The following is a 12,869-nucleotide window of genomic DNA, read 5'->3' as shown; positions in this document are numbered from 1 at the left end:
GACAGGTCGCAGGGGTGGAGAGGGAGGGAGAGTCCGCCGCAGCGCAGTCGGGCCTACGCCCGGCGGGTGGTGGCCGTGCTGCGGGCCGGTGGCGTGGCAGGCGTGGTGCTCACCGCGGGGCGGGGTCGTGTCCGGGGCGGCGCCGGGGTGCGGTGTGGGGCAGGATGCCGACGGTCGCGCCGAGGTCCTCGGCCGCGTCGTGAACTTCCTTGGTGAGGAAGGTCAGTTGTCGACCGAGAGCGGCGAGCCGGGCGCCGACCTGCTGGCCGCGGACGGTGTCCAGGGCGTAGGAGAAGCGGGCCGCGGTGCCGAGGAGGCGTTCCAGCCGGACCAGGGGGGGCCGGCTTCGTAGCCGGGCTGCGCGGCGGCGAGCAGGGCCTCGGAGACCTCGCCGGCGGTGCGGGCCTCGACCACCTCCTGGAGCAGCTCCTGTACGGGGCGCTCGGGCGTGGGCTCGGGCCGGTTGAAGCGGGAGGCGGCGTCCGGGCGCAAGACTCCGGACGGGACCGCGCGGGGCAGGGCCCGGCCGGCTGCCAGTTCGTCGTCGTAGTGCCCGATGACCTCCCAGCCTGATACGGCATCCAGGTCGCCGGCCAGGGCGATGACGGTGGAGGTGTCGTCCTGGACCAGGTAGGCGAGGGTGATGAGGCGGCCGTCGGCCGCGTACCAGGACTCGATCGGCTCCAGTCCGCCCCGCCGCCGTGCGGCATGGGCCTGGTCGGTCCACAGGCGCCTGTCCTCGGCGGACAGTTCGGGGCCGGGGCGATGGTGCTGGTCGGCGAGGTCGGCCGCGACGGAGCTGTAATCGGCCCAGAAGACCAGGTGCGGCCATACCGCAGTGTGTCGCTTACGTTGCTCGGCTGACCCCGCTTCGGCTGGGTGGGTCAGGGCGCGGGTGATCTCGGCGTGGGAGACGGCGAGGGCGTCCAGTAGGTCACGCCAGGCTTCGGTGTGCGGGGCCTGTGGCAGGTGATTGAGGCCGCTGCGGGCGGCGGTGAGCAACGGCTGGCCGTGCTCGGCGAGATGAATGGCGTAGGTGGCGAGGGCGGCCTGGGTGCGGCGGGCCCGTGCGGCGGTGGCGGCGTCGTGGTGGACGGTGCGGCCGTAGCGGTCCCGGGTGGCATCGAGCGCGGTGTCGGTCTCACGGTCGATGACTGCCATCCGCAGCCGGAATCCGCGCGCCCGGTTGGCGAGCTGTGCCGCGCTGGGCGGGGTGGTGTCAGGGATCAGGTTCTCCCGGCGGAAGGATTCAGCGGCGCTGGGGCCTGCTGGGCGGTGCTTGGGTGGTCATGGCCGGCGCTCGTGCGGGCGCGGCCGGTTCGTCGGGCGGGCTGTAGCGCAGGGCAGGGTCGAGGTGCACGCGGTAGCGGGCGGTGGAGAGCATGCCCGCCGCCCAGGTCGCGTGCCTGTTCTCCCAGTCGCGGCCGAGGTCGAACGGCAGCCGGACCCAGACCCGGCCGCGCAGCGCCGGCAGGAAGAGGAAACCCGCCCGGAGCAGGACCTCCTTGGCCACCGCGTCGATCCGTCCGCTGACTTCGACCTCGCCGCCCTGCCCGCGGGTGATGCGGATCGTCTCGTCGTCGGGTGTCATCGCGGCCGTCCCGTGTGCAGGTGGACGGTCGGGGCGTAGGCGGGCTTCGGCGGAATCGACCGTGGGGCGGGTGTGGTGGTGGGCGGCGTGGCACGGTGTTGCGGCGAGCGCATGGCTGCCGCCCGGGCGAACCGGGCGCGCCGCTCGGGCAGAGCGTGGGGCCGGGCCGGGCGCGCTGACCGCGACGGTGGGCCGGGGTCGAGACGGAGGTCGGCGTCCACCGTGTAGCCCAGGGCGCGTAGGTCGTTGACGGCGTGCCGGGCGCGGCGTGCACCGTCGCGGTCGGGCTCGGTGAGCCGGAACAGTGAGGGATGGCCGGGGACGGGCTCGAACTGCTCGCGGGTGAGGAACCAGTGGCCCAGGTGGGCGGGCATGGCCGCGGTGAACGCGGCGACGAAGCCATGTTCTGGGTGGGTGCCGAAGGCGAAGTGCGTGCCAGGGTCCAAGAAGGGGGGCCTTCCTAACGGTCAACGGCGGTGGGGGGGCGCCCGCAGGCAGGGCGCGGGGCGGTGGTGCGGGGAGCGCGGGTGTGGGAGGTGGGCTGGGCGCCGCGGCGCGGGCCTGGCGCAGGAAGCTGTCGCTGTGGGTGAGCCAGGTCGCGATCACCGGCCAGGCGCGCTGGTGGTATCCCCCGCCTCGTGCCGCCCGGGCGGTGTCGGACACCGCCACAGCGTGGTGGTGCCGTCGGGGTGGAGGTCCTCGCTCCACCCGGCGCACCAGCCCACCGCCGCCTGCTCCAGGGTGCCGAGCCGGGCCGCCAGCGCGCCGTCGGGAAACAAGTCGTCGTCGTCCGCCCAGTTCACATACGGGGTGCGGACGAGGTTGAGCGCAAGGTTGCGGGCGCAGGCCGCGCCGACGGGCCGCGGCAACGCCAGCGTACGCACCTGCGGATCAGCGGCCAGCGGGGCCGGAAGGCGCTCGGGGTCGGCGCCGTCGAGGGCGATGACGGCCTCCCACGGAACCCTCTGCCGGGTGAGGCTGGTGTGCAGGGCGGTCAGGAAGCCGAGGCGGTCCTCGCGCAGGCGGGTGGCGACGACGACCGTGATCACAGGCTGCGTGGGCAGGGCAAGCTCTCCAGAGTGCGGTACGGGGTGGTTCAGTGGCGCGCTGCCGGATGGGACGGCACCGGCGCGGTCGCGGGAGCGGCCGGCGCCGGCCCGGCTGTGCGGGCAGGCGTGGCGAGCGGCGACTGGGCGGGGACGAGCCAGTACTCGGGGTTGTCGCTGAAGCCGGTGAGGAGGTAGGTGTCCCAGCCGACGACCGGGCCGGCATCGGCGTACGGCACGCTGATCACCTCGATGCCCTCCGGGCGCAGGACGTAGCCCCACTCCAGGTCCTGGTCAGCCGCGTCCTTCTCGGTGACCGCCATACGGACCGGCGGCGAGCCGTCCGGGGTGATCAGGTGGTCCATGGTGCTGCTGGGCCACCGCTCGTCACCGGCCAGGTATTCGACGATGTACGGCGGCGCGCCGTCGAGGAGATCGGTGCCCAGCTCCTGCCAGCCGATGGCCACGTCGTCCACGAGATGCCGGGTCATGGCATCGAGGTCGCGTGCGAACCGGTACTGGAAGGAGGCCAGGAGCAGGGGCAGGGTCGAGGTCGGGTAGCCGTCCAGATGCACGTAGATGCCGTCGTAGCCGTTCGCGGTGGGACGGGCGATGAAGGAACGAGTCGACAGAAGAACTCCAAAGGGAGGTGGGGTCAGCGGGTCGGGGCGGGGCCGGCGGGCGGGGTGCTGGGCGGCGACGGGGGAAGGCCGGGCGCCTTCGGGCCCTGCTGTGGGCTGGGCGGGGCTGGTGCCGGGTCGTATTCGGCCCGCAGGATCGCCAGGTCTCCTTGGTAGGCGAGGGCCAGTACGGACAGGCTGTGGCTGGCCGCGGCCATCAGCATCTTCGGCGGTGACCCCGGCTCCGCCGTGCGGTTCTGGCCCCGCCATCGGGCGGCGGCCACGAGGTAGTCGCTGATTGCGTGTAGCAGGGGGTGGGCGGCGTCCAGCAGATGCTGGGTAACCGCGCTGGCCTGGGCGGGGGTCTCGGCGGCGGCGAGGGCGTCGAGATACGGGGTCAGGTCGGGGGTGGGCAGGTCCTGCTCGGGCAGCGGGTGCCGGGCCAGGAAGTCTTCGGCATCGCGCTTGGCCCAGCGCAGCAGGTCGTTGTCGGTGGCGATGCCGTAGCGGGCGGCGGTGATCTGGTCGGCGTCGCGGCCGACGTTGTCGTACAGCTCGAAGTCGGGATCTCGCAGAATCGGCTCCTGGAAGAAGAAGTCGGGGATGGTCGGGGTCGGCCGGTCGTGCGGCAGCCGCCGCACAGCAAGAGTGGGAAAGGGCGCGCACGGGGCCGTGGCCGGTCAGCGGGCGCGGGCCGGGGTCGCCTGCGGGGAAGGCGGGGCCGCAGCGGATTGCGGCGTGCGGGTGTCTGCGGCGCGACGCAACTGCTGGGCCGCGCGCACCAGCTTGGTGCGGGCCTCGGTGAAGTGTTCGGTGAGGCGCTGGTGTGCGGTTGCCGCGGCCTGGTTGCGGTCGCGTCCGGGGGCCTGGTGGGTGAGGTCGAACAGGACGCCGAGGTCGTGGACGGCACGGCCGAGGGCGGCGAGCGCGCCGCTGGTGGGTTCGGCGGCACGGGCGAGGACGAGCGTGGTGCGGCGCTGGGAGGGCGTGACCTGGTCCGGATAACGGGCCGAGGCCCGTTGGCGGAAGGCGCTCTCGCCGGCCAGGTAGCCCAGCAGCCGTGCCAGGTTGCGTATTTCGTCGTCCAGGATCTCGCCGATCGCTGGGTCGGCACGGACCTGGTCGGGCAGCGGGAACTGGTCGGCGATGGTGTTCAGCTGGTCGGCGATGCCGTGCAGCAGCATCCGCTGGTCGCTGTCGGACAGTCCGGAGGTTGGCACGTGAAGGGCCCGGGACCGCTATCGCCGCGCGGCCGGCGGCTGCTTCGGGGCAGGGGGCGCGCCGAGTGCCGGTGCCGTTGTGCGGGAGGGGGCAGGGAGAGTGGGGGCGGCGTGACGGAAGTTGACGCCCATGCCTTGGGCGGTCAGCTTCAGGAGCACGCTGTGGAGCAGGAGGGCGCGTGTCTCGGCGTTGTACGAGGCGGGCAGCACGAACGCCGCCTCGTCGGGGCTGTACTGGAAGCAGCACTGGTAGAGCACGGGGCGGGCCGTAGCGGGCACGCTGTCATACGGGGCGCCGACCACGCCGTCGGGGTACCAGATCAGAGTGAGCGACTCGGTGACCTCGGGTGCGGTGGGCCGGTGCGGTGGGTCCGGCTGGAGGCGCACCTTGTCGCGGACGGCGGCGAGCACGTCGGTGTAGTGGGGCAGGACGCGGCGGGTGACCTGGGCAGCGGCACGGACGGGATCGTCGGGTACGGAGATGCCGTTCGGCCCGTCGATCCCGCTGAAGTGGCGCGGTCGCACACCGTCGGGCTTCAGGGGCGCGACCAGGTACTGGCCCGACGAGCGGGGGCGCGGTATCACGATGAGCTGCTCGCCGGCGGGCCCGTCGAGGACGGTGATGGGGGTGTCGGGCCAGTCGAGCAGGGCGGAGTGCGCGTCGCCGCAGTCCCAGACCCGGTCTGCGAGGCGGCACTGTTCTTTGAACGGCAGGACCTCGGTGTCCCGGCGGGTCCATTGGCCGGGCAGGTGCGCGGCGAGGCCGGTGGTGAAGCTGGAGGCGTGCGGAGGCAGGTGGATTTCTCCTGGTGGTGAGGGCGGGCGGCCAGGGGCGGTTCAGCGGCGCGGTCCGGCCGAGGGGGCTCGTGCTGCGGTGGCCGTGGCGGAGGGCGCGCCCGGGTGCTCCGTGCCTGCCGCGGGAGGCGTGTAGTGGGCGCGGAGATTTTCCAGGTCGGCCTGGGCCACCTTGACCAGCGCGGTGCGGATGGTCTGGGCGGCTTGACGCAGCAGGCGCACCGACTGGGGGGTGTGCCGGTGCTCGGTGCCGGCCCAGAGAGCGAGGGTGACGAAGTGGCCGGCGATGTGATCGAGGACGGGTGCGGTGGCGGCGACCAGCTGGTGGGTGAGGACGCTGACCTCGGCGGGCGTCCGGGCGTCGGGGAGCGCCTGAAGGTAAGGCGTCAGATCCGGCAGCGCAACCGGCTGGCCGGGGAGCGGGTGGCCGGCCAGAAACGGTTCGGCGTCACGGCGGGCCCTGCGGTAGAGGTCTCCGGGCTCGGGGTGGTCGGGCGACCGCGGGGGTGGTTGGTGCGGCAAGGAGGCTTCCGTTGGGTAGACCGGGCTTCGGGGCAGGCGCGGTCAGGGGAGGCGACCGCCCGGCCTGGGTGGCGGAGGCGCCGGCGGGCCTTCCTGACGGGTGAGTGTTGCGGGAAAGCGTTGGAAGCCGAGGTGGTCGTCAAGTTCCTTGGCCGCGTCACGAAGGGATTCCGCCGTGTGCCGCAGGAAGGCGCGGGCTGAGGAGTGGTCGATGACCATGCGATCCGCGAGGTAGTGTCGGTCGGCCGGGTTGGCAGACCGGGTCATTGCCAGGGCACACTCCGCAGTCTCGGTGAAGTGCGTGGCCGCGTGGCTCGACAAGGTCGCCGCCGTGCCGAGATGCCTGAGAATGGTGCTGCCGGCGCGGGTGGTGTGGTGTGGGCTTCGGGCGAAGTCGGCAGTGAGCTGGAGCACCTCGTCGCTCGGTAACAAGTCGCGTGGGAAGTCGGGCTTCACGGGCCTCTTGGTTTTCAGTGCATGCGGGCGTCGGTGTCGAAGAGCGCCAGCTCATGGGCGTGGAGCAGATGTTGCACGATGAAGGACCTGCCGGCGACCTTCCACAGGCCGCGTCCGCGGTTGAGGTGGGCGATGGCGTCGACTTCGACGGAGGTCAGGCCGAGGAGGGAGGCGGCGGCGTGGAGCTGGTCGGTCTCCTGCCGGTAGATGATTCGGGTGGAGCAGTCGGCCAGGAGGCCCTCGGCGAGGGCCCGGCCTTGTGATCCGGCGTCGCCTGCGGTGAGCAGGTCGGACAGCCGGTGGATGACCATGAGGTTGGCGATGCCGAGGCCGCGAGAGAGTTTCCACTGGGCCTGCATGCGCTGGAGCAGGCCGACGTGGCGCATCAGCCGCCATGCCTCGTCGTAGACGATCCAGCGCCGGCCGCCGTGCGGGTCGGTGAGGGCGGACTCCATCCAGGCCGAAGCGCAGGTCATGGCGAGTACCAGGGCGGTGTCGTCACCGGATCCGCCGAGCCGGGAGAGGTCGATGGTGAGTATCGGCGCCCGCGGATCGAAGCGGATGGTGGAGGGCGCGTCGAACATGCCGGCCAGGTCGCCGTGCACGAGGCGGCGCACGGCATGGGCGAGGTCACGGGCGGCGTCGCCGAGGTGACCGGCCATCGTCCCGGCTGCCTCGTCCAACTGGGCGGGCTGGTTGAGAGCGGCGGCGACATCACCGAGCAGCGGTGTGCGGCCGGTGCCGGCGGCGTGGGTAACCGCGACGTCGAGGGCGACGTCGAGCGCGGTGTGCTCCATCGGCATCAGGTCCCGGCCCAGCACGGTGCGGGCCAGCGAGCCGAGCAGGAGAAGGCGCCGTTTGCGGATCTCGCCCTCCCAGTCGGCCTCGGCGATGCTGTCCGGGCGCGGGGCGGCGTCCAGGGGATTGAGGCGGCCGGGCAGCCCGGGGCCCAGGGCGACGCAGGTGCCGCCCAGCGCCTGGGCGACCGGGGTCCACTCACCCTTGGGGTCGCAGGGGACGTAGACGCGGTAGCCGAACGCGATCGAGCGCAGAGCGAAGCTCTTGGCGAGCGCGGACTTGCCCTGGCCGATCACTCCGGCCAGCAGCACGTTGGGGTTGGTGAAGCCCTCGACCTTGCCGTACAGCGCGAACGGGTCGAACACGAAGCTCGCTTCGGCGTGGACGTCGCGTCCGATGTAGATGCCTTCGGCGCCCAGACCGCCTTCGGCAAGGAAGGGGTAGGCGCCGGCCGCGATGGCGGTGGTCATGCGGTGGGCGGGCAGCCTCAGCCGGTTTCCGCGCGCCGAGGCCCGGCCGGGGCGTCCGCCCACCGGATAGACCGGCGGCGGTGCGTCGCGCTCGGCCGGACCGGCGGAGGTCCGGTCGGTGGTTTCGGTGCGGGCTTTCGCGGCGGCTTCGGCGAGCCGGCGGCGGGCGGCACGCCGGGCGGCGCGGTCGGTGCCGTGCGGGATGAACAAAGGAGAGGCGGAGGCCCGGCGGGCGCGGCGGGCGGGCCGGTGGTTCATAAGGGCGCCTCGTCTTCTCGGGTGGGGCTCACCGCACGCACGAGGTGGTGCGCGGCGTGCGCAGGTCGGTGGGGGTGGTCTTGCGGCGGACGATGTGTCCGGCCGCGAGGTGGCGCTGGCAGATGGTGAGGAACGGTGGCCCGTCGGGAAGCTGCTCGGGACGGCACGCCACCGAATCCTTCTGTGCGGTGGGCAGGAGGTGGAAGGCCGCGTGGACGTCGGTGGCGGCCTGCCACAGCCGGGTGTGCGCGGCAGCGAGGTGCCGGCCTGCTGCGGGGTGCGGGGGACGTGCCGCCTCGGCCAGCTGGTCGATCAGCCGGTGCAGTTCGGTGAGGTGGGCGTGGAGGGCGTCGAGCTGGGCGCGGTCCGGCGGGCCGGCAGGCCCGGGGCGGGTCAGAGCGCGTGCGTGGTGGCGGACGCCTGCGGTCGCGGCCCGCAGATAGGGGTGCGAGTCGGGCACGCTGGTGCGGGGCTGGGTCAAAGGACGGTCCTTGCCGCCGGGGAGGCGGGAGCGGGGGCCGGAGCCGGTGCGGTCACTGCGGGGGGATGGGCGCGGCGGACGAGCGTGCTGCCGGTCTCGGTGGATTCTTGCTCGCCGCGCATGTCGTTGTACGCGCCGAGCGTGGGAAGGCCGGGGTGGCTTTGCTGCGGCAGGTAGACGACGTCCGCGTCCTGGCCGTCCGGGGTCCCGCCGTGGGCCAGGTACCACTCGCGCCAGCTGGGGAGGCGGGCCAGGTTGCGGAGGGCGTCACCGAGGTCCATGGCGTTGACGACGAAGCTGGTGGGGGCTTCGCCCATGTGGCGTTCCAGGCCGGCGAAGGTGAGGGTGAACGGGCTGGGCGCCGGCGGGCCGAGGAGGGCGGCCAGGCGGGCTCGCACGGCATCGAGGTGGTCGCTGGCCTCGATGGCGGTGGTGATACGGACGTCGTTGTATTCGTGCAGCTTGTCCTCGACCACGTCGCCCTCGGCGTCGAGGTACTGGCCGAGGTCGGCGCGGTGACGGGCGGCCAGTTCCTCACAGGAGGCCAGCAGAGCCCGCAGCTCCTGCAGGAGCCGGTCGTTGTCGGTATTCGGTGTCAGTGCAGATCCCAGGGGATCGGAGGGTTAGAGGGTGGTGCGGGCGAGGGGGAGTGCGGCGACGGAGAAGGCGTCCGGCTGCTGGTACCAGAGCCGTCGGAGGTCGACGCCGGCGGTGACGGCGGCGGTCTCGATCTGCGCGCACGCGGCGTCCAGGGCCGCGTCGGTGTCGGCGCTGACGGTGACCAGGCCGGTCAGGGCGACGTCGGCGTGCCCGGCGATCAGCTGCCGCTCACGGTCTTTGACGTCGGCGTACTCGATGGAGTCCTCCTCGCTGTCGACCTGTCCCCGGCGGGCGCGTTCGGAGGCGTCGGCGATGATCGCGGCCTTCTTCCGCTGGACGTCGCGCAACGCGGATTCGAGCTGCTGGGGGACGTAGGTCAGGGACAGGGTGCGGCGCACGCCGGCGGTGAACATCAGCCCGTGCAGGAAGCCTGCGCCGCTTTCGGTGCGGGGCCAGTTCTCCACCCAGTAGGTGGCGTGCCGGGCGGAGTCGGTGGCGATGCGGTCATACTCCTCGACCTGGACGACGGGTCCGGCGGCGGCCGGGTCGGCTTCCGCGTGCCCGGTGGGGGACCACTGCTGGAGCGCGGCGAGCGCGTTCGGGTCGTAGGCGGTGCGGATGACGGCGGCGATCTCCCGGGCGGTCAGCCACCCGGTGATCATCAGTCCGGCGTTGCGTGCGGCCTGGGCGATCGAGGCGGTGGTCTGCTGCAGGACGGTGAACGCGCCCGGGATGCCGCCGCCGGCCTGGGAGATCAGGCGCTTGGCGGCCTTGAGGTCGAGGGAGATGGCCAGGTAGGTCTCGTGCGGGGCGGCGGCCGGTCCGGCGGAGGCGACCAGGTCGGCATACACCTGTCCGGCGACCGGTGCTTCGGGCCTGCCGTGCTGGGCCCAGTGCCGGGCCAGGGTGTCTCCGGAGTCGGGGACAGTGCGTTCCAGGACCTGCACGGTGGCGACGTGCCCGGTGCGGGCGGTGCCCGCCAGCGCACGGCCCCAGCCGCTGACGTTGTGGTTCTGCGTGGACGGGTCGAGCAGGGCGAACGCACGGGAGGAGACGCGGGCGACGGCGGTGAGGGTCTGCTGGTGCGGGTCGTGGACGGCGGCGGCGCCGTTGGCGGAGTCGCCGGGGGTGACGACCTTCAGCGAGGCGGCGCTGCCCGGCAGATGCAGGAGGCCGTCCTGCCGGGGGCGGGTGACGGGCCGCGCGAGCCACAGGGTCTGGCCGGTGTGGCGGCGCCAGGCGTAGCGGGCGACGACGGGGGCCCAGTCGACCAGGGAGCGGCCCTGCCTGCGGACGGCGACCAAGGCGGCGACCGCTGCCCACAGTGGGGCAAGGGCGATGACGCCGAGCAGCCCGGTTGAAAGAACTGTGATCAGGAGCAGGGCCAGCGCGGTGGCGACGAGGACGAGCTGGTGAAGGGTGAGGCCGAGCAGGATGCCGCGGCGGCTGCGGTGGGGGAATCTGACGGTCGGGGTGGCGGTGACGTCGGACAAGGGCTGGTCCTGGAGCGAAGGCCCGGGGGCGGGAGTCCCGCCCCCGGGGATCGGGCATCGGGCAGGAGGTCACAGACCGGCCGCGGGCGGCGGCGGAGGTGAGACCGGACCGCCCGTTCCGGCATTCTGCGTGCCCGGGGAGGGTGCGGCACCCTGCGGCGGCGGAGTCGTCGTCGGCGGGGTCGACCGCCACCGGGTTTGCGTCCCGTCGGCGGCTGCGGAGCCCGAGCCGAAGCCGGCACCGGTGCTGCCGGTCGTGCTGGGGCCGGTTGCTGTGTGTCCGCTGGTGCCCTCGGCGACATGGGCCGGCGGTGGCTGAACGGCTTGTTCCACACCGGTCTTGACGGAAGTGCCGCCGGCCGCGCCACCCGGGCCCGTGTCAGGTGAGGAGTCCTGTGTGCTGCTGGACGGGCCGGCGGCGATGTCGCCGGGGAATCCGTGCTGTCCGGGAACGTTGTCCGGGCCCTGCGGAGCGGCAGCGGAGGCACCGCCGGCTCCGGCGGTGGCCGCCATGGAGACGGCCTTCCTTCCAGCGCGTTCGGCGTGCTGTCGGGCCATCTGCGCACCGGCTCCGCCGGCACGGTGCAGGGTTTCCCCGTCGGAGCCCTCGGCTGCCCAGTGCACGAACTTGAACACGGCGTAGGGGCACAGCAGCACCAGAACCATGATCACGATGCCGGCGAGGACATCGGCCAGGGCCGCCAGGCCGTCCTTGGTGTCGGAGTTGCCCATCGCGGCGATACCGAGGACAAAGATGATCGTCATCAGCAGCTTGGAGACCACCAGGGTGGCAGTGGCCTCGATCCAGCCCTTGCGCCAGCGGCGCGCGGTCTCCCAGCCGCCGCCGGCACCGGCGAAGGGGGCGAGGGTGACCATGACCAGGATGCCGACCTTGCGCACCATCATCACGCACCAGTACAGGAACGCGCCGATGGCGGTGGCCAACCCGGCGAACACGGCGACGAGCCAGCCCAGCCCGGTCACTTGTGCCAGCGCGCTGACCTTGACGATGCGGCGCACCGCGGAGGCCAGATCGGTGTTCGCGGCCTCGAACAGGCCCGCCGAGAGGGCGTCGGTCACTTCGATCGCGACGGTGGTCAGGGCGATGGCCGCGAAGGCGAAGACGACACCGGACGCGGTGCCGGTGAACGCCTGGGTGAGGGCCTGGCCGTCGCGGCGGATCGCGGCACGCACCAGCTGCGCGCAGAAGGTGGCCACGAGGACGACCAGGCCGATGGGCAGGATCGTCTCATAGTTGCCGCGGAACCAGTCTGCGTTCAGGTCGACGCGGGTGGTGGCATCGACGGCCCTTGACGCCAGGTCGGCTGCGGACGCGGCGAGGTCGCCGGCGCTTTTCGCCATCCAGTTGCCGATGTACTTGCCCGGGTCGGAGGCAAAGTCGATGGCCTCGCCGACCGAGCAGACCTTGTCCGCGAGCGGCAAGTTGCAGAACTCCACGGGTGCTCCTCTCGGTTCAGGGCGCGACGCGCGGGGCGATGGCGACGAGCGAGCAGTCGGTGGAGGGGCGGCACTGGACGGCGAGGGTGACCGAGCGGTCCTCCGCTCCCGTGCCGCCCTTGGCCCAGGTGATCGTCTGCTTGCCGGTGACGGTCACCGCGTAGATGTACGCCTTGGTGATCGCGGCCGGGTCCTCGGCGAGCGCCTGCTTGAACGCGGACGGGTAGTGGCCCTCGGCGGTCGTGGCGGTGGCGTGCTGCTCCTGGTCCGCCATCCGCGACCACAGCACCGGATCCGGAATCTGCGCCGCCACCGAGGCCCAGTCGCCGTACTCGCCCTCGTGCGTCATCCACGCCCGCATGCCGGTCAGATGCTGGGCCTGGCTGGTGGTGCGGGTGTCGTAGGACCAGAGCATCTTCGCGGCGGCCTTGGCGAACTCCACCGGATCGGAGATCCGCGGCGGCCCGGCCACCGGGCCGCTCCAGGAGGAGGGCTGACCGGTCGGGGCGGCAGTGCTGTGCGCGGATGAGGGGGCCGGGGCGGCGGTGTCGGGGTGGTCGTCGCGGCCGGTGAAGAAGGCGGTGGCGGCGGCCAGGGCCAGCAGGCAGGCCAGGCCGATCCCGATCACGGTGAGGCGACGGTTGGGCGACCAACGGAGGCTGTGGTCGGTAAGGCGTTTGAGCATCAGTGGACCTGCGACCCCAGGTTGGAGAAGAAGGCCACGATGCCGTTGGCGGCGCCGAGGCCGAGGGCGGCGCCGGCGGCGACCGTGGCGCCCTTCTTGCCGGTGGCCTCGGCCTGGTGGCCACCGGTGTGGTGGCCCCATGCCCAGACCGCGAGGCTGACGGCGAGAGCACCGACGACCGCGATGATGCCGAACAGGTTGATGCTGTTGACGACGTTCTTCAGGACGGACAGGCCCGGAAGGCCGCCGCCCTTGGGGGAGATGCCCGGATCGTAGGCGAGCTGGACGACATGGTCGGCGAGCAGGGACACGGGGATGAAGGGCTCCTTGCGTGTGCGGGCCAGAAGGCACGGGCGGTCGGGAAGTTCAGGAAGAC

At 72.8% G+C, this 12,869-nt stretch carries 16 protein-coding genes and 1 pseudogene; all 17 read right to left on the bottom strand.

What is annotated here, in order from left to right:
- Positions 1–222: 222 nt before the first annotated feature.
- A complete protein-coding gene (locus AB0E62_RS35465; protein WP_362203635.1) occupies positions 223–1,161 on the bottom strand; it encodes a hypothetical protein in 939 nt (312 codons plus the stop codon).
- An 88-nt stretch (positions 1,162–1,249) separates the two neighbouring features.
- Positions 1,250–1,591 carry a hypothetical protein gene (locus AB0E62_RS35460; protein ID WP_362203632.1) on the bottom strand — a complete coding sequence of 114 codons (342 nt, stop codon included), beginning with the start codon at positions 1,589–1,591 and terminating at the stop codon, positions 1,250–1,252.
- Complete coding sequence (locus AB0E62_RS35455; RefSeq protein ID WP_362203629.1) at positions 1,588–2,037, bottom strand: hypothetical protein; 450 nt, start codon at positions 2,035–2,037, stop codon at positions 1,588–1,590. Before AB0E62_RS35455 ends, AB0E62_RS35460 begins: the two co-directional genes overlap by 4 nt.
- Before the next feature lie 180 nt (positions 2,038–2,217).
- A pseudogene (locus AB0E62_RS35450) lies at positions 2,218–2,640 on the bottom strand (glycosyltransferase); the annotation flags it as partial.
- Between the two features lie 47 nt (positions 2,641–2,687).
- Entirely contained in the window at positions 2,688–3,212 is a 525-nt protein-coding gene (locus AB0E62_RS35445; protein WP_362203626.1) for a hypothetical protein, read from the bottom strand.
- 80 nt (positions 3,213–3,292) lie between these two features.
- The gene (locus tag AB0E62_RS35440) at positions 3,293–3,898 is read right to left on the bottom strand and encodes a hypothetical protein (RefSeq protein WP_362203624.1); all 606 of its coding nucleotides are present in this window, start codon (positions 3,896–3,898) and stop codon (positions 3,293–3,295) included.
- Between the two features lie 39 nt (positions 3,899–3,937).
- Positions 3,938–4,477, bottom strand: coding sequence for a hypothetical protein (locus tag AB0E62_RS35435; RefSeq protein WP_362203621.1), 540 nt, complete (start codon positions 4,475–4,477; stop codon positions 3,938–3,940).
- 18 nt (positions 4,478–4,495) lie between these two features.
- Positions 4,496–5,062, bottom strand: a complete 567-nt coding sequence (locus AB0E62_RS35430; protein ID WP_362203618.1) for a hypothetical protein — start codon at positions 5,060–5,062, stop codon at positions 4,496–4,498.
- Positions 5,063–5,314: 252 nt separating this feature from the next.
- Positions 5,315–5,794, bottom strand: a complete 480-nt coding sequence (locus AB0E62_RS35425; RefSeq protein ID WP_362203615.1) for a hypothetical protein — start codon at positions 5,792–5,794, stop codon at positions 5,315–5,317.
- Between the two features lie 42 nt (positions 5,795–5,836).
- On the bottom strand, positions 5,837–6,250 hold the full coding sequence (locus AB0E62_RS35420) for a hypothetical protein (RefSeq protein WP_362203612.1): 414 nt from the start codon (positions 6,248–6,250) through the stop codon (positions 5,837–5,839).
- Between the two features lie 14 nt (positions 6,251–6,264).
- Positions 6,265–7,776 carry an ATP-binding protein gene (locus AB0E62_RS35415; RefSeq protein WP_362203609.1) on the bottom strand — a complete coding sequence of 504 codons (1,512 nt, stop codon included), beginning with the start codon at positions 7,774–7,776 and terminating at the stop codon, positions 6,265–6,267.
- 28 nt (positions 7,777–7,804) lie between these two features.
- Entirely contained in the window at positions 7,805–8,257 is a 453-nt protein-coding gene (locus tag AB0E62_RS35410) for a DUF6238 family protein (RefSeq protein ID WP_362203606.1), read from the bottom strand.
- On the bottom strand, positions 8,254–8,733 hold the full coding sequence (locus tag AB0E62_RS35405; RefSeq protein ID WP_362203603.1) for a hypothetical protein: 480 nt from the start codon (positions 8,731–8,733) through the stop codon (positions 8,254–8,256). Before AB0E62_RS35405 ends, AB0E62_RS35410 begins: the two co-directional genes overlap by 4 nt.
- 147 nt (positions 8,734–8,880) lie before the next feature.
- The gene (locus AB0E62_RS35400; protein ID WP_362203600.1) at positions 8,881–10,350 is read right to left on the bottom strand and encodes an SCO6880 family protein; all 1,470 of its coding nucleotides are present in this window, start codon (positions 10,348–10,350) and stop codon (positions 8,881–8,883) included.
- 69 nt (positions 10,351–10,419) lie between these two features.
- Entirely contained in the window at positions 10,420–11,808 is a 1,389-nt protein-coding gene (locus AB0E62_RS35395) for a conjugal transfer protein TrbL family protein (RefSeq protein WP_362203597.1), read from the bottom strand.
- Between the two features lie 16 nt (positions 11,809–11,824).
- Positions 11,825–12,493, bottom strand: a complete 669-nt coding sequence (locus tag AB0E62_RS35390; protein ID WP_362203595.1) for a hypothetical protein — start codon at positions 12,491–12,493, stop codon at positions 11,825–11,827.
- Complete coding sequence (locus tag AB0E62_RS35385) at positions 12,493–12,804, bottom strand: DUF6112 family protein (RefSeq protein ID WP_362203592.1); 312 nt, start codon at positions 12,802–12,804, stop codon at positions 12,493–12,495. The genes AB0E62_RS35390 and AB0E62_RS35385 overlap by 1 nt, the downstream gene beginning before the upstream one ends.
- Positions 12,805–12,869: the final 65 nt, after the last annotated feature.

The organism is Streptomyces sp. NPDC038707, from assembly GCF_040636485.1.
Taxonomy (GTDB): Bacteria; Actinomycetota; Actinomycetes; order Streptomycetales; family Streptomycetaceae; genus Streptomyces.
This window is presented reverse-complemented; position numbering and strand designations above follow the sequence as displayed.